Source organism: Micromonospora sp. NPDC023869, from assembly GCF_055559695.1.
The window spans coordinates 178460-194301 of sequence record NZ_JBVHKD010000001.1 but is presented as its reverse complement, the minus strand read 5'-3'; the positions used below and the strand labels follow the sequence as shown (position 1 = coordinate 194301).

15 protein-coding genes and 1 tRNA gene are annotated in these 15842 nt (G+C 71.1%); 13 read left to right on the top strand and 3 right to left on the bottom strand.

All coding sequences use genetic code 11. From position 1 onward, the window contains the following. Positions 1 to 63 precede the first annotated feature (63 nt). Positions 64 to 915 (bottom strand): alpha/beta fold hydrolase, encoded by an 852-nt coding sequence (locus tag ACZ31C_RS00870; RefSeq protein ID WP_396740794.1) that lies wholly within the window; start codon positions 913 to 915, stop codon positions 64 to 66. A gap of 310 nt (positions 916 to 1225) precedes the next feature. On the opposite strand from ACZ31C_RS00870, the gene ACZ31C_RS00865 reads away from it, so the two are divergent. The 6 genes from ACZ31C_RS00865 (at position 1226) to ACZ31C_RS00840 (ending at position 7720) form a co-directional block, all read left to right on the top strand. Next, positions 1226 to 2116, top strand: coding sequence for a TatD family hydrolase (locus ACZ31C_RS00865; protein ID WP_465793645.1), 891 nt, complete (start codon positions 1226 to 1228; stop codon positions 2114 to 2116). A 2-nt stretch (positions 2117 to 2118) separates the two neighbouring features. Beyond that, on the top strand, positions 2119 to 2991 hold the full coding sequence (gene rsmA, locus ACZ31C_RS00860) for a 16S rRNA (adenine(1518)-N(6)/adenine(1519)-N(6))-dimethyltransferase RsmA (RefSeq protein WP_465794334.1): 873 nt from the start codon (positions 2119 to 2121) through the stop codon (positions 2989 to 2991). Between the two features lie 97 nt (positions 2992 to 3088). Continuing rightward, positions 3089 to 4036 (top strand): 4-(cytidine 5'-diphospho)-2-C-methyl-D-erythritol kinase, encoded by a 948-nt coding sequence (locus ACZ31C_RS00855; RefSeq protein ID WP_396740789.1) that lies wholly within the window; start codon positions 3089 to 3091, stop codon positions 4034 to 4036. A gap of 596 nt (positions 4037 to 4632) precedes the next feature. Further along, positions 4633 to 6435 (top strand): ABC-F family ATP-binding cassette domain-containing protein, encoded by a 1803-nt coding sequence (locus tag ACZ31C_RS00850; protein ID WP_465793644.1) that lies wholly within the window; start codon positions 4633 to 4635, stop codon positions 6433 to 6435. Positions 6436 to 6552: 117 nt separating this feature from the next. Further along, on the top strand, positions 6553 to 7008 hold the full coding sequence (locus tag ACZ31C_RS00845) for a DUF4383 domain-containing protein (RefSeq protein WP_465793643.1): 456 nt from the start codon (positions 6553 to 6555) through the stop codon (positions 7006 to 7008). A gap of 232 nt (positions 7009 to 7240) precedes the next feature. Further along, entirely contained in the window at positions 7241 to 7720 is a 480-nt protein-coding gene (locus tag ACZ31C_RS00840; protein ID WP_465793642.1) for a DUF4383 domain-containing protein, read from the top strand. Positions 7721 to 7759: 39 nt separating this feature from the next. On the opposite strand, the gene ACZ31C_RS00835 is transcribed toward ACZ31C_RS00840, so the two are convergent. Both ACZ31C_RS00835 and ACZ31C_RS00830 read right to left on the bottom strand, forming a co-directional pair. Then, on the bottom strand, positions 7760 to 8449 hold the full coding sequence (locus tag ACZ31C_RS00835) for a TetR family transcriptional regulator (RefSeq protein ID WP_396741478.1): 690 nt from the start codon (positions 8447 to 8449) through the stop codon (positions 7760 to 7762). A 112-nt stretch (positions 8450 to 8561) separates the two neighbouring features. Next, positions 8562 to 9527 (bottom strand): acyl-CoA desaturase, encoded by a 966-nt coding sequence (locus ACZ31C_RS00830; RefSeq protein ID WP_449945536.1) that lies wholly within the window; start codon positions 9525 to 9527, stop codon positions 8562 to 8564. A gap of 132 nt (positions 9528 to 9659) precedes the next feature. Between ACZ31C_RS00830 and ACZ31C_RS00825 the strand changes: the two genes are divergently transcribed. The 7 genes from ACZ31C_RS00825 to ACZ31C_RS00795 all read left to right on the top strand — a co-directional run bounded on the left by ACZ31C_RS00825 (position 9660) and on the right by ACZ31C_RS00795 (position 15824). Continuing rightward, a complete protein-coding gene (locus ACZ31C_RS00825; RefSeq protein ID WP_465793641.1) occupies positions 9660 to 10517 on the top strand; it encodes a helix-turn-helix domain-containing protein in 858 nt (285 codons plus the stop codon). A gap of 26 nt (positions 10518 to 10543) precedes the next feature. Further along, positions 10544 to 10615: transfer RNA gene (locus ACZ31C_RS00820), tRNA-Gln, on the top strand. A 100-nt stretch (positions 10616 to 10715) separates the two neighbouring features. After that, positions 10716 to 12242: a bifunctional UDP-N-acetylglucosamine diphosphorylase/glucosamine-1-phosphate N-acetyltransferase GlmU gene (gene glmU / locus ACZ31C_RS00815; RefSeq protein ID WP_465793640.1), complete on the top strand. Its 1527-nt coding sequence runs from the start codon at positions 10716 to 10718 to the stop codon at positions 12240 to 12242. A 60-nt stretch (positions 12243 to 12302) separates the two neighbouring features. Next, a complete protein-coding gene (locus tag ACZ31C_RS00810) occupies positions 12303 to 13283 on the top strand; it encodes a ribose-phosphate diphosphokinase (protein WP_131051673.1) in 981 nt (326 codons plus the stop codon). Positions 13284 to 13591: 308 nt separating this feature from the next. After that, positions 13592 to 14272, top strand: a complete 681-nt coding sequence (locus ACZ31C_RS00805; protein ID WP_465793639.1) for a 50S ribosomal protein L25/general stress protein Ctc — start codon at positions 13592 to 13594, stop codon at positions 14270 to 14272. A gap of 109 nt (positions 14273 to 14381) precedes the next feature. Next, positions 14382 to 14972: an aminoacyl-tRNA hydrolase gene (pth, locus tag ACZ31C_RS00800; protein ID WP_465793638.1), complete on the top strand. Its 591-nt coding sequence runs from the start codon at positions 14382 to 14384 to the stop codon at positions 14970 to 14972. Positions 14973 to 15002: 30 nt separating this feature from the next. Continuing rightward, positions 15003 to 15824: an inositol monophosphatase family protein gene (locus ACZ31C_RS00795; RefSeq protein WP_465793637.1), complete on the top strand. Its 822-nt coding sequence runs from the start codon at positions 15003 to 15005 to the stop codon at positions 15822 to 15824. The last annotated feature ends 18 nt before the right edge of the window (positions 15825 to 15842 follow it).

The window sequence follows — 15842 nt, the reverse complement described above, 5'->3', positions numbered from 1 at the left end:
CGACATCGGGATCGCACCCGCCGCGCGTCGACCGGCCCGGCTACGCCCGCGCCGGGTGCCGGGTCAGGCCCGGACCATCGACGGCGACCCGATGAACTCCATGATCGCGTCGTTGACCTGGTCGGCGTTGGTCCACGGGATACCGTGCGGAGCACCCTTGAGGGTGACCAGCCGGCTGTCCGAGATCAGCGGCTGCAACCGCTGACCGGTCTTCGGGTACGGCAGGACCATGTCCTTGTCGCCCTGCACGAGCAGGATCGGCACGTCGATCCGCGACACGTCGGCCCGGAAGTCGGTGCCCCAGGCGTCCACGCAATCGTGCGTGGCCTTGGCAGAGGCCCGCGCGCCGATCTCCCAGTGCGCCCGGTACGCCTCCTCGCTGACCAGTTTGCCCCGGTTCTCGTCGTAGTTGAAGAACGCGTTGCAGAAATCGGTGAGGTACGCGAACCGGTCCTCGATGATGGCCTTCTTGAACCCCTCGAAGAGGCTCCCCTCGACACCCTCCGGGTTGTCCGGAGCCTGCCGCAGGTACGGCGCCAGCGGCGCCAGCAGCACCGCCCGGTCCACCCGGTCCGAGCCGTACGCACCCAGGTAGCGGGTCACCTCGCCGGTGCCCATCGAGTGCCCGACCAGGATCGTGTTGCGCAAGTCCAGCTCGGTCATCAGCACGTCGAGGTCGGCGGCCAGGGTGTCGTAGTCGTACCCGAACGCCGGCTGGGCCGAGTTGCCGAAACCACGCCGGTCGTACGTGATCACCCGGTAACCGGCCGCGAGCAGGGGACTGACCTGCTTCTCCCAGGTCGCCCCGTTGAACGGGAACCCGTGGATCAGCACGATCGGCTGACCGGAGCCGTGGTCCTCGTAGTACAGGTCGATGGGCGCGGAGTTCTCCGTCCCGACGGTGATGAAGGGCATGTCCACTCCTACGATTCGGACAACGCTGTCGCCCACGCATTCCCGCGTGACCTCCCGATATGCCCGAGCCGGTCCGGCGTCAGAGGACGTACGGGTGGTCCACCACACGGTCGTCGGTCACCTCGGCACCCGGTGCCCAGGTCTCGTAGACGCCCCGTTCGTGACACTGTGCCCCGGTGACCAGCACCGCGTCCGAATTCGTAACGCGGCCCGATACTCACCGGAGCGACGGTAGGGGTCTCCGGCGTAGCCGAGGTGAACCACGGGTGGCGGGCGGGTGGACTCGGGCGGTGTGTGATGCTGTCGACTGATGAGCGAGCCCACCGAGTCCCGCCGCCAGCGCGCCTCCCGCCGCGCAGGCGAGTTCCCACCCGCGCCGGAGCCGCTGCCCCGACCGGTGCTGGACAGCCACACCCACCTGGACATCACGGTGAACGAGGTCGGCGTCCCGCAGGGCGGCGCCGCCGCCGATCCGGTCGCCGCCGCGATCGACGTCGCCGCCGCCGTCGGCGTGGACCGGCTGGTGCAGGTCGGCGTCGACGTGGAGTCCTCCCGCTGGGGCGCCGAGGTGGCCGGCGCGTACAAGGCGGTGGTCGCCACCGTCGCGCTGCACCCCAACGAGGCACCCCGGTGCCGCGACCTCGACGCATCGCTGCGCGAGATCGAGACGCTGGCCGCCGAGGACCGGGTCCGCGGCATCGGCGAGACGGGCATGGACTTCTATCGCACCGGCGACGAGGGCCGGGCCGCGCAGGAGGAGAGCTTCCGGGCCCACATCGCCATCGCCAAGCGGTACGCCAAGACGCTGGTCATCCACGACCGCGACGCACACGCCGACGTGCTGCGCATCCTCGACGACGAGGGCGCACCGGAGACCGTGGTGCTGCACTGCTTCTCCGGCGACGCCGAGTTCGCCGCCGAGTGCGTCCGCCGGGGCTACCTGCTCAGCTTCGCCGGCACCGTCACCTTCGGCAGCGCCGGGGCACTGCGGGAGGCCGCGGCGCTCACCCCGCTCGACCAGATCCTGGTGGAGACCGACGCGCCGTACCTGACCCCGATGCCGCACCGGGGCCGCCCCAACGCCTCGTACCTGATCCCGCTGACCGTTCGGGCGCTGGCCGACACCACCGGCGCCGACCTGGACGACCTCTGCGCCGCCATCTCCGCCACCGGCGAACGCGCCTTCGGGCCGTGGTCCTGACCGTGCCCGCAGACCTGCTCGGCCCGGCGGAGATCCGGGAACTCGCCGCCCGCCTCGGCGTCGCCCCCACCAAGAAGTTCGGCCAGAACTTCGTGCACGACCCGAACACCGTCCGCCGGATCGTCACCACCGCCGGGCTGACCCCGGACGACGTGGCCCTGGAAGTCGGCCCCGGGCTCGGCTCGCTCACCCTGGCCCTGCTCCGCGCCGCCGCCCACGTGCACGCCGTCGAGATCGACTCGACGCTGGCCGGCGCGCTGCCGGACACCGCCGCCCGGCACGCCGGCCCGGACGCCGTCCGACTCACCGTGCACCACGCCGACGCGCTCCGGACCACCGCCGCCGACCTGGCCGAGCCCGCGCCCACCGCGCTGGTCGCGAACCTTCCCTACAACGTCGCCGTACCGGTCGTGCTGCACCTGCTCGCCGAACTGCCCAGCCTCCGGCACGGCCTGGTGATGGTGCAGAAGGAGGTCGCCGACCGGCTCGTCGCCGGACCCGGCTCCAAGGTGTACGGCGTGCCCTCGGTCAAGCTCGCCTGGTACGCCCGTTCCCGGGCCGCCGGCAAGGTGCCCCCGAACGTGTTCTGGCCGGTACCCAACGTCGACTCCGGCCTGGTCGCCTTCACCCGCCGCGAACCACCCCGCACCGACGTGTCCCGGGCCGCCGTCTTCGCCGTGGTGGACGCCGCCTTCGCTCAGCGTCGCAAGACCCTGCGCGCCGCTCTCGCCGGCTGGGCCGGCGGTGCCGACCGGGCCGCCGTGGCGCTCACCGCCGCCGGAGTCGACCCCGGCGCACGTGGCGAGTCACTCACCGTGGAGCAGTTCGCCGCCGTCGCCGCGTCGGCCCCGAACCACCCGCCGGCCGCGCAGTAGGCTGACGCGGACGCCGGTACGCCGTCGCCGACATCGCCGAGGAGCTGATCGTGGAGAAGCCGTTCGACATCCGGGTGCGTCCACGGGACACCGTCCGGTGACCGAGGCATGGCGACCGGAGGGTGAGGAGCGGCGTGGTGCCGGCGGACCGGTCCGCGTACGGGTGCCCGCGAAGATCAACCTGCACCTCGGGGTCGGCCCGCTGCGACGCGACGGCTACCACGAGCTGAACACCATTTACCACGCGATCTCGATCTACGACGAGCTGACCGCGCGGCGGGGCGACACCCTCACCCTCACCATGGAGGGGGAGGGGACCGGTGAACTCGCCCTCGACGACTCCAACCTGGTCATCCGCGCCGCGCACGCCCTCGCCGGCTACGCCGGAGTGATGCCGCACGCCCGGCTGCACCTGCGCAAACAGATCCCGCTCGCCGGCGGTCTGGCCGGTGGCAGCGCCGACGCCGCCGCCGCACTGGTCGCCTGCGACGCCCTCTGGGGCACCGGCCTGGCCCGCGACGAACTGGCCGGCATCGCCGCCGACCTCGGCTCGGACGTCCCCTTCCTGATCCACGGCGGCACCGCACTCGGCACCGGCCGGGGCGAGGCGGTCAGCCCGGTGCTGGCCCGGCCCACCTCCTGGCACTGGGTCGTCGCCATCGCCGACGGCGGCCTCTCCACGCCGCAGGCATACCGGGAGCTCGACCGGCTCCGCGACGCCGGCACCGCCGGAGAACCACTCGGCAGCACCGACACGCTGCTCGCCGCGCTGCGCCAACGCGACCCCCGGGTACTCGCCCCCACCCTCGGCAACGACCTGCAGGACGCCGCGCTGGCCATGCGCCCCGCCCTGGCCGACACCCTCAAGGCCGGCGAGGCGGCCGGCGCGCTCGCCGGCATCGTCTCCGGGTCCGGCCCGACGTGCGTCTTCCTCACCGCCGGGTCCGCCGACGCCGAACGCGTCGCCGCCGAACTGGAAGCCGCAGGGGTGTGCCGCGAAGCCCGCATCGCCCACGGCCCGGTCCACGGCGCCCGTGTCACCTGACACCACTGGCCCGCCCTGCACAGGGCTGGTCTCTCGCCGAGCCGGTCAGGCGCGCGGCCGTGGTCTAGTGCGGCCCGTGTCGAGCTGACGGCGAGATCGGATCGCAGGCACCGGGTCGTGACCGACAACGGTGCCTGTCGAGCTGACGGCGAGGATGAATCATGCTCGGGAGAGCGTCGACCTGCGCCACGTCCCGCCGCGCCGCTGTCCCCGCCGGCATGGTCGCGCTGAAGCGACTGGCGAGACCGTGCGGTCCGGGTGCGGCACCAGCGGAAGTCGACGCCGAACCCAGCCGCGGCGAGAGCACGGACGGATCAGCTCGACAGGCAGCCGACCAGAGAGACCGTGCCGGGCCGCCGTGGGCACCCGCACGTCGAGGTCTATCCGTACCGCCGGGGCCTATTCGCGCCACCGAAGTCCGACCACACCGAGCGTCACCCGGCCGTGCGCGCTCCGCTGCCCGGTGGATGTCGGCGCGCGTCTCGGGCGTGGTCGGGCGGGCGCCGAGGGGTGACGGTGTTCCGCGTACCCTGGAAGGCCAGGCGTCCCCAGGTGCCCGCCGGCACCGGGACGCCTTGATCATGAAAGGTGGGTTCGTGGCCAACATCGTCAACCTCGACCGGGTGTCCAAGGGCTACGGCGCCGCCGGGCCGCTGCTCACCGACGTCTCGCTCGGTCTGGACGACGCCGACCGGATCGGTGTGGTCGGGCTCAACGGCGCCGGCAAGTCGACGCTGCTGCGGCTGCTCACCCGGACCGAGGAACCCGACGACGGGCGGGTCACCCACCGCCGTGACCTGCGGGTCGCCTGGTTGCCGCAGAACCTCACCCTCAGCCCCGAGGCCACCGTCCGGGACGTCGTCCTGGGCACCGAGTGGCTCGCCGAGAGCATGGGCGCCGAACACGAGTGGGCCGGCGACGCGGGCGTACGCGCCATCCTCGACGGGCTCGGCATGCCACACCTGGGCCTCGACGCCCCGGTCGGGCCGATGTCCGGCGGCGAGCGCCGTCGGGTGGCGCTGGCCGCGCTGCTGGTCCGCGACGCCGACCTGCTGATCCTCGACGAGCCCACCAACCACCTCGACGTCGGCGGCGTCGACTGGCTGGCCCACCACCTGCTCGGCCGCAAGGGCGCCCTGGTCGTGGTCACCCACGACCGCTGGTTCCTCGACGCGGTCTGCACCCAGACCTGGGAGGTCGCCGACCAGGCCGTCCGGGCCTACGAGGGCGGCTACGCCGCCTGGATCCTCGCCCGGGCCGAACGCGAACGCATCGCCGCCGCCACCGAGGCCCGGCGGCAGAACCTGCTCCGCAAGGAGATCGCCTGGCTGCGCCGGGGTCCGCCCGCTCGGACCTCCAAGCCGAAGTTCCGCATTGACGCCGCCAACGCGCTCATCGCCGACGTGCCGCCGGCGCGCGACACCATGTCGCTGCAACGGCTGGCGACCGCCCGGCTCGGCAAGCAGGTGTACGACCTGGAGGGCGTCCGCCTGCACGCCGGTCCCAAGACCATCCTGACGGACGCCACCTGGCAGGTCGGCCCCGGCGACCGGGTCGCGATCCTCGGCGCCAACGGCGCCGGCAAGACCACCCTGCTGCGGATGCTCGCCGGCATCACCCACCCCGACGGCGGGCGGCTGGTCACCGGCTCCACGGTACGACCCGCCTTCCTCTCCCAGGAACTCGCCGAACTCCCCAGCGAACTCCGGGTCCTGGAAGCCGTCGAAGAGGTCGCCCGACGGGTACGCCTCGGCGACCGGGAGATCTCCGCCGCGCAGCTCGCCGAGGTGTTCGGCTTCGACGACCGGCGGCTCTGGACACCGGTCGGTGACCTCTCCGGCGGGGAACGGCGGCGGCTCCAGATGCTCCGCCTGCTCGCCGCCGAACCGAACGTGCTGCTGTTCGACGAGCCCACCAACGACCTCGACACCGACACCCTCGCCGCGCTGGAGGACCTGCTCGACTCCTGGCCCGGCACCATCGTGGTGGCCAGCCACGACCGCTACCTCATCGAGCGGGTCGCCGACTCCACGTACGGCATGTTCGGCGACGGCCGGCTGGTGCACCTGCCCGGCGGCGTCGAGGAGTACCTGGCGCGTACCGCCGACCGGCCCGGCCCGGGACGCAGCGTCACGCCCTCTGCCGCCGCGCCCACCGACGGTGGCGGGGGGATGAGCGCCGCCGAGGCCCGGCAGGCGCGCAAGGAGCTGACCCGCCTCGAACGACAGGTCGGCAAGCTGGAACAGAAGGAGGCGACGCTGCTCGACCAGCTCGCCGCCAACGCCACCGACTACACGAAGGTCGCCGAGCTGGACGCCCAGTTGAGTCAGGTACGCACGGAGCGGGAGCAGGTCGAGGAGGCCTGGCTCGCCCTGGCCGACGAGATCCCCGCCGGCTGACCGTCGGCCCGCCCGCCCCGACCTGCGACCCTCGGGGGACCCCGTGTGCGGCGTCACACGGCCGGGTACGGGAGAATCGCCGACGACCCCTCACCCAACGGCGTTGGAGACACAGACATGGCGCACACTCCCGTCAACCACCCCGCGCGGCCGATCTACCGGGCGATCGGCGGGCTGACCGGTCTGTACCTGGTGGTCTTCGGTGTGCTCGGACTCGTCGGCAGCACCGGTGAGCCGGCCTTCGGGCTGAGCGACACCCGGGTCCTGGGGCAGGGCACCAACCTCGGCTTCTCGATCTTCTGCCTGGTGGTCGGCGGCCTCATCCTGTTCGGCACGGTGATCGGTCGCAACCTCGACGTGCTGATCAACCAGTGGACCGCGTACGTGATCATGGTGGTCAGTCTCGGCGGGCTCGCCTTCATCCGTACCGAGGCCAACGTCTTCAACATGAGCGTTTCCAGCATCGTCGTGCTGATGGTGCTCAGCCTGGTGCTGCTGATGGCCGGCATGTACGGCAAGGTCGGCAGCGACGACGAGCACGAGGCGTGGCAGAAGGCTCGACTGGTGCTCTGATCCTTTTTGCTCCTTCGGCTGTGGGTTTTCGCCGGGGTTGCGGTGGGGGTTCTCGCCGGAGCCCGACCCGCTCCGGGCGGTCAGGCTTGATCCCTGCGCGGGTCGGGCTCCGGCGAGAACCTGTCGTGGTCGCGCTCCGTCCAGGCTCGGTCGGTTTGATTGGTGTTCCGCCCTATGGCGCCTTCTGCGTGGGGGACAATTGTCCTGATTGTTCCCTGCTGGTGGAGGACCGATGCCGCACTTTCCGATCAACCACCCGGCGCGGCCGATCTACCGGGTGCTGTCCGGCCTGATCGGGCTCTACATCCTGGTCTTCGGCGTCTGGGGCACCGCGCTCACCTGGGGTGAGCCACTGTTCGCCCGAGGTGGCAACTGGGCCCTCGGGCTCCGCACCAACCTGGCCTTCTCCCTGGTCTCCGTCGTCTTCGGGATCGTGCTCATCGTCGGCGCGTCCCGGCGCGGCAACCTCGGCCACTACATGAACCTGACCGCGGGAATCGTCTTCCTGGTCACCAGCATCCTGATGATGTCGGTGCTCCAGACCGAGGCCAACTTCCTGAACTTCTCGATGTCGACCGTGGTCGTCTCGATGCTCTTCGGCCTGATCCTGCTCGGCACCGGCCTGTACGACAAGGTCGGCCCGCCCGAGCACGCCGAGGCCGAACGCAACCTTCGCTACCACCCGGTCGCCGAGATCCACCGCCGACGCTGACCGGCACCGCCACTGACCGGCACCGCCTACGGGCGGATCTCAGCGGACGCGCGTCGTGATCAGCCCCGGCTTCGCCTCCAGGTGCGACAACCCGTTCCAGGACAGGTTCACCAGGTGCGCCGCCACCGTCTCCTTACGCGGCTTGCGCACCTCCAGCCACCACCTACCGGTCAACGCCACCATCCCGACCAGCGCCTGCGCGTACAGCTCGGCCAGCTTCGCGTCGTACCCCCGGCTGGAGAACTCCGCGCCCAGGATGTGCTCCACCTGGTGCGCGACGTCGTTCATCACGCTGCTGAAGTTGCCCGTCGCGGAGAGCACCGGCGACTCCCGCACCAGCACCCGGAAACCGCTGGTCTCCTCCTCGATGTACCCGAGCAGGGCCAACGCCGCCTGCTCCAGCAGTTCCCGAGGATCGCCCGCCGTCAACGCGGTGGTGATCCGGTCCAGCAGCGAGCGGACCTCCCGGTCCACCACCACCGCGTACAGCCCCTCCTTGCCGCCGAAATGCTCGTACACCACCGGCTTGGAGACCTTGGCGCGGGACGCCACCTCCTCGATGGAGGTGGCGTCGAAACCGCGCTCGGCGAAGATCTGCCGACCGATCACGATCAACTGCTCACGGCGCTGCGCCGCCGACATGCGTACCCGGGAAGGTGCCTTCGTCGACGTGGCCGGCACCGCGCGCCGACGGCGCTTGCCGCTCTCGTCGCTGGAGACCTCGGCCACCTCGTCACCTCGCCGGCGCTCGGTGACGCCCTGTCGTGGGATCCTGCTCGCGCTCTGCCCGGTCACCCGAACATACTGCCAGGTAACTTGACTGTCGGTGGTCCGGTCACCGTCAGGCCGCCCCGGGCTCCGCCGGCTTTGCCATCTTTGCCGCGAGCCGCTCCGGCTTCGGCCAACGGACGTCCCACGCGGCCCCCACCTTCTCGAACAGCCAGATCACCCGGGCCGAGATGTCGATCTGGCCACGCAGCACCCCGTGCCGGGCGCTCGTCGGATCGGCGTGGTGCAGGTTGTGCCAGCTCTCCCCGAACGACACCAGCGCCAGCGGCCAGAAGTTGGCGGCCCGGTCACCCTGCCGCATCATGAACGGCCGCTCGCCGTAGACGTGGCACACCGAGTTGATCGACCAGGTGACGTGGTGCAACAGGGAGATGCGGACCAGGCCCGCCCAGAACAGCGCGGTCAGCGCGCCCTGCCAACTCCAGGTCAGCAGCCCGCCCATCAGCGCCGGACCCAACACCGAGGCGGCCGCAAGCAGGGGGAAGAGCGCGCTCGTCCGGCGGATGTCCCGGTCGGCGAGCAGGTCGGGCGCGAAGCGCTCCCGGTTGGACAGCTCACGGCCGAACAGCCAGCCGACGTGCGCGTGGAACAGCCCCTTGGTCAGTCCGCGCAGCGTCGTCCCGAAACGCCACGGCGAGTGCGGGTCCCCCTCCAGGTCCGAGAAGGCGTGGTGACGCCGGTGGTCGGCGACCCACTGGATGATGTCGCCCTGCACGGCGAGCGAACCGGAGACCGCCAGTGCGACGCGCAGCCACCGCTTGGCCTTGAACGACCCGTGGGTGAAGTAACGGTGGTAGCCGACCGTGATGCCCAGGCCGGCCAGCACGTACCAGAACGCCGCGATGCCCACGTCGACCCAGCTCAGCCAGCCGCCCCAGGCAACCGGCACGGCGGCGACCAGCGCCGCGAACGGAATCACCACGAACGCCCAGAGCGCGACCAGGATGCCGCGCGACTGGGTGCCCTCGGTGAGAGGCTTCGGACCGGTCGGGTGGGAGTCGAGAACAGCGCTGGACATGGCACCTCGCAGGGGACGGTGAGACAGCAAACTACGCCTACGTCACCGTAACTTACGGCGTCGGAAGATCACATCAGGCAGTGACGCATGCCGATGCCCGAAGTGTCACACCCCGGTCCTAACCTGCACCCCATGACCGATTTCGACGCCGCTGAGGTGCGCCGACTACGGACCGAGGAGCAGCTCTCGGTCCGCGAGATTCGGGACCGTACGGGGCTGGGCCGCAACCGGGTGTACGAGCTGCTGCGCGGCGTCCCGCCCCCGGAGCGGACGCGGCGGCCCAACGCCAAGGACGCGCTGCGCACCGAAGCGGTGGCGCTTCGTTCGGCCGGGCACTCGGTGCCGGACATTGCTCAGCGACTGGGCGTGAGTCGATCCACCGCGTACCTCTGGGTCCGGGATCTGGCGCTCGACGAGCAGTCGCAGAGCGGCCTGGAGCGCCGTCGCGTCCGGTCGAGAGCCGCCTCCGAGGCGCGGTGGGCGGCGCACCGCCGGACGCGCGACGAGGCGCAGGCGGCGGTGCACGCGACGGCTGCCGAAGTGGTCGGTGGCCGTCTGGAAGAGCTCGATCTGCTGCTGCTCGGTGCGGCGATCTATTGGTGCGAGGGGGCGAAGTCGAAACCGTGGCGACGCTACGACCATGTGCAGTTCGTCAACAGCGACCCCGGATTGCTCGCTCTCTTCCTGCGCTTTCTCGAGACGTGCGGGGTGGATCGCGCTGCTCCGACCTATCGGGTCAGCATCCACGAGTCGGCGGATGCCATCGCCGCCGCGGGGTGGTGGGCGGAGGAGTTGAGGTTGCCGCTCTCCCGGTTCCTGAGAGCGAACGTGAAGAAGCACAACCCGGTGACCGTCCGCCGCAACACCGGAGAGGGCTACCGGGGTTGCCTCGTGATCAATGTGCCGCGTAGCCGCGAGCTCTATTGGCGGATTGAAGGTATGATCGCCGAGCTGTTCCGGTCTGCGGCAGACCGCACAAGCATGAATTGATGTGGTGTCGCGGCTTGACACGTCAATGGGGTGTGGGGTAACGGCAACCCGCAGGCCTTTGGAGCCTTGAGCTCCTGGTTCGAATCCAGGCACCCCAGCACTTCGGGGGACCGCCGATCCTCGTGGCCATGCTAACCAGGCCGGATTGTCTGGTTAGCATGGCCGCGAGACTGTCCGCGTTCCGACGGGAGCCACCTCGTGTCCGAGCCCCACCCCCGTACCGTCGTCGTCCTTGCCGCCGGGGAGGGCAAGCGGATGAAGTCCGCGTTGCCCAAGGTGTTGCACCCGTTGCTCGGCCGGACGCTGCTCGGGCACGTACTCAACGCGGCGCAGCCGCTGGCGGCGGAGCGGACGATGGTGGTGGTCGGGCACGGCGCGGACCAGGTCCGGGCGCATCTGGCCGAGGCCGCGCCGGACGCCGTACCGGTGTTGCAGGCCGAGCAGCTCGGCACCGGGCACGCGGTCCGGATCGCGCTGGAGGCCGCACCGGAGGCATCCGGCACCGTGGTGGTGCTCAACGGCGACGTGCCGCTGCTGCGGCCGGAGACGGTGGCCGGGCTGGTCGCGGCGCACGAGAGCGAGCGTGCGGCGGCGACCGTGCTGGCCGCCGAGGTGCCGGACCCCACCGGTCTCGGGCGGATCGTGCGTGACGCCGACGGCCGGTTGGAGCAGATCGTCGAGCAGCGCGACGCCACCCCGACGCAGCTCGCCGTCCGGGAGATCAACGCCGGCATCTACGCCTTCGACGCGGTACGGCTGCGGGACGTGCTCGGCAAGCTCTCCACCGACAACGACCAGGGCGAGGAGTACCTCACCGACGTCTTCAAGCTGCTGGTGTCGGCCGGCGAGCCGGTGGGCGTGCACCTGGCCGACGACCACGCCGAGACGCTCGGCTGCAACGACCGGGTGGAGCTGGCGGCGCTGCGGCGGCTGCTGCGGGACCGGGTCAACGAGCGTTGGATGCGTACCGGGGTGAGTCTGCTGGACCCGGAGACGACGTGGATCGACGTGACGGTGGCCCTGGACCGGGACGCGGTGGTGGACCAGAACACCCAGTTGCGCGGCGGCTCGGTGGTGGGCGCGGGGGCGGTGGTCGGGCCGGACGTGACGCTGATCGACACCGTGGTCGGGCCGGGTGCGACGGTGCTGCGCAGCCACGCGGTCGGTGCCGAGGTGGGCGCGGGCGCGAGCGTGGGGCCGTACGCGTACCTGCGGCCGGCTGCTCGGTTGGCCGAGAAGTCGAAGGTGGGCACGTTCGTCGAGGTGAAGAACTCCGAGGTGGGGGCGGGCGCCAAGGTGCCGCACCTGTCGTACGTGGGTGACGCGACGATCGGGGCGCGGGCCAACATCGGCGCGGCGACGATCTTCGTCAACTACGACGGGGTGAACAAGCACCGCACGGTGGTCGGCGAGGCGGCCTTCGTGGGCTGCGACACCAGCCTGATCGCCCCGGTCGAGGTGGGCGCCGGTGCGTACGTGGCGGCGGGCAGCGCGATCAGCAAGGACGTACCGCCCGGTGCGTTGGGTGTGACGCGGGCGCCACAGCGCAACGTGGAGGACTGGGTGACCCGTCGACGGCCGGGTACGGCGTCGGCGGCGGCTGCCGAGCGGGCCTTGCAGGGTGCTCCGGGTGCGACCTCGCCCGCAAGTGAAGGTGAGGCAATCCACGGCGCAGCCGAGTCGGTGGGCGGTGCGCCGGAGGCGGGAGATACTGCAACCGAATAGTCCCCGGTCGACCACCACCGTGGCCGGGTACCACCGACCAAAACGGGAGCAGACGGGCCCATGGGCAGCATCGTCGCCGAAAACCGCAAGAGCCTGATGCTCTTTTCCGGACGTGGGTTTCCGGAGCTGGCCAGGGAGATCGGTGAGGTGCTCGGCGTCGCGCCGACGCCGGCCGACGCGTACGAGTTCGCCAACGGCGAGATCTTCGTACGGTTCAAGGACTCGGTGCGTGGGTCGGACGCCTTCGTGGTGCAGTCCGTCACGCACGGGGTGAACACGTGGGTCATGGAGACCCTGATCATGGTCGACGCGTTGAAGCGCGGGTCGGCGAAGCGGATCACTGTCGTGCTGCCGTTCTATCCGTACGCGCGGCAGGACAAGAAGCACCGGGGGCGGGAGCCGATCTCGGCGCGGCTGATCGCCGACCTGTTGAAGACGGCGGGGGCGAACCGGATCCTCACCGTGGACCTGCACACGGCGCAGATCCAGGGCTTCTTCGACGGCCCGGTGGACCACCTGTTCGCGATGGACATCCTGGCCGAGTACGTGGAGCGCAAGTACGCGGGCCGGCCGATGACCGTGGTCGCGCCGGACTCGGGCCGGGTGCGGGTGGCCGAGCGGTGGACCGACCGGTTGGGCGGCTGCCCGCTGGCGTTCATTCACAAGACGCGGGACCCGATGAAGCCGAACCAGGTGGTGGCGAACCGGGTGGTCGGTGAGGTCGAGGGTCGGGTCTGCCTGATCGTCGACGACATGATCGACACGGGCGGAACGATCTGCAAGGCGGCGGACATCCTCAAGGAGTCCGGCGCGGCGGACGTGATCGTGGCGTCCACCCACGCGCTGCTCTCCGACCCCGCGACCGAGCGGTTGAAGAACAGCCCGATCAGCGAGGTCGTGGTGACCAACACGCTGCCGTTGCCGCCGGAGAAGCAGCTCGACAAGCTCACCGTGCTCTCCATCGCGCCGCTGTTGGCCCGGGCGATCCGTGAGGTGTTCGACGACGGGTCGGTGACCACCCTGTTCGGTGGTCTGAGCTGACGTCGGTGCGGGCGGGTCGGTCGTTTTCGGGCCGGCCCGTCCGAGGGTGTGGTGAGCGCTGCTCGCAGCGCTGACGAGCGGTCCGGCGGGGTGCGGCGGGGACTGCCGTAACTCCGGGAATCCGCTCGGGTAGACTGGTGCGGTTGCCACGGCGAGGGTGCCCTGCGGGCCGCTGAAAAGCGCCGCACGGAGGCACCGTGATCGACGCGGTGCTCCGGGCAGTCGTTCTGACGCATGAGCCCCTGCGAGCCCCCCGCCCAGCACCGCCAGACGACAAGCTGCCGTAGCGAAGCATCAGGAGTTTCCCCGTGTCCGAGGTAAAGATCAGCGCCGAGCCCCGTACCGAGTTCGGCAAGGGTGGTGCCCGTCGTACCCGCCGGGCCGGCAAGGTGCCCGCCGTGCTGTACGGCCATGGCGAGAAGCCCAAGCACATCGCGCTCCCGGCCCGCGAGTTCGCGGCTGCCATCCGTAACGGTGGCGCCAACCAGCTCCTGGCGCTGGACATCAGCGACGGCACGCAGGCGCTGGCGCTGCCGAAGGCGATCCAGCGGGACCCGATCAAGGACACCTTCGAGCACGTCGACCTGCTGCTGGTGCGTCGGGGCGAGAAGGTCACCGTGGACGTGCCGGTGCAGCTGACCGGTGAGGCGGCGCGAGACACGCTGATCGTGCACGACCACGACACCCTCTCGGTGACCGCCGACGCCACCAAGGTGCCGGATCACCTGGAGGCGTCGATCGAGGGCGCCGAGGCGGGTTCCCAGGTCACCGCCGCCGACGTGCAGCTTCCGGCGGGCGTCGAGCTGGCTGCCGACCCGGAGATGGCGGTCGCCACGGTCACCGCGGCGCCGACCGCCGAGCAGCTCGAGGCGACGCTGCCCGAGGTCGAGACGGCGGACGCCGAGGCCGAGGCCGAGGTCGGCGAGGAGACCGCCGAGGCGGGCGAGTCGGCCGGCGAGGAGAACGCCGAGGCCAAGACCGAGGCCTGATCGGTCCGCAGGCTGTGCGACAGGCGTCCCCGTGCTTCGGGGGCGCCTGTCGACGTATCGGGGACGGCCGCCGGGTGGCGGTCCGCCGGGACGAGGGAAGGGGCGGGCGGTGACGGAGGAGACCGGGCCCTGGCTGGTGGTCGGTCTGGGCAATCCGGGCCGGGAGTACGCGGGTAACCGGCACAACGTCGGTTTCCTGGTCGCGGACCTGTTGGCGGGTCGGCTGGGCGACCGGTTCGGTCGGCACAAGCGGGCGGTGGCGGAGGTCGCCGAGGGGCGGCTCGGGTTGGGTGGCCCGAAGTTGGTGCTGGTCAAGCCGTTTACGTACATGAACCTTTCGGGTGGGCCGGTGGCCGGTCTGGCCCAGTTCCACAAGGTGCCGCCGGGGCAGGTGATCGCGGTGCACGACGAGCTGGACATCGCGTACGGCCAGGTGCGGGTGAAGTGCGGTGGCGGCGAGGGCGGGCACAACGGTCTGCGCTCGATGTCGAAGTCGCTGGGCACGAAGGACTACGTGCGGGTGCGGTTCGGCATCGGGCGGCCGCCGGGGCGGCAGGATCCGGCGGACTACGTGCTGTCGGATTTCGGCGCGGCGGAGCGCAAGGAGTTGGACTTCCTGGTGGATCGGGCGGCGGACGTGGTGGAATCCGTGGTCATCCGAGGCGTCGAACCGACGCAGAACCTCTACCACGGTGCGTGAGGTGCGGCTGTGACGACGGGAGCCCAGAGTATGAGCAGTCCACCCATGGCCGACGGGGCGTTCGCCCGGTGGTTGGCGGGCCGCGCCGGTCAGGCGTTGCTGCGACTGCGGGCGGAGACGGGGTTCGCCGACGCCGGTGCCTTGAAGGCGGCGGGGGACAAGGTCTCGCACGACCTGATCCGGACCGAGCTGGCGAAGTGGCGTCCGGGTGACGCGGTGCTCTCCGAGGAGGACGAGGGTTCCCGGCTGGCGTGGACGACCGAGGTGAACGAGGCGTCGCTCTCCCGGCTGACCGCCGAGCGGGTGTGGATCATCGACCCGCTGGACGGTACCCGCGAGTTCAGCGAGGAGGGGCGCGCGGACTGGGCGGTGCACGTGGCGCTCTGGGCGCGGGACGCGTCGACGTCGCACGGTCTGGTGGCGGGTGCTGTCGGATTGCCGGCACAGCAGCAGGTGTTGGCCACGGACGCGCCGCCGGCGTACCCGGCGGAGGGGGCCGGGGGTGCGCACCGGCGGCTGCGTCTGGCGGCCAGCCGGAGTCGGCCGCCGGTGTTCCTGACCGACCTCGCCGAGGAGGTCGGGGCGGAGTTGGTGCCGATGGGATCGGCCGGCGCGAAGATCGCCGCGGTGGTCACCGGCGAGGTGGACGCCTATATCCACGCCGGGGGCCAGTACGAGTGGGACTCGGCTGCGCCGGTGGCTGTGGCGACGGCCACCGGACTGCATGCTTCCCGGATCGACGGTTCTGCGCTGAAATACAACGAGGCCGACCCGCGTCTGCCTGACCTGCTGGTGTGCCGGGCGGATCTCGCCAGCCGGTTACTTGCAGCGTTGCACCGGCATTGCGGGTAGCCTGGCGCTACTTTCTGA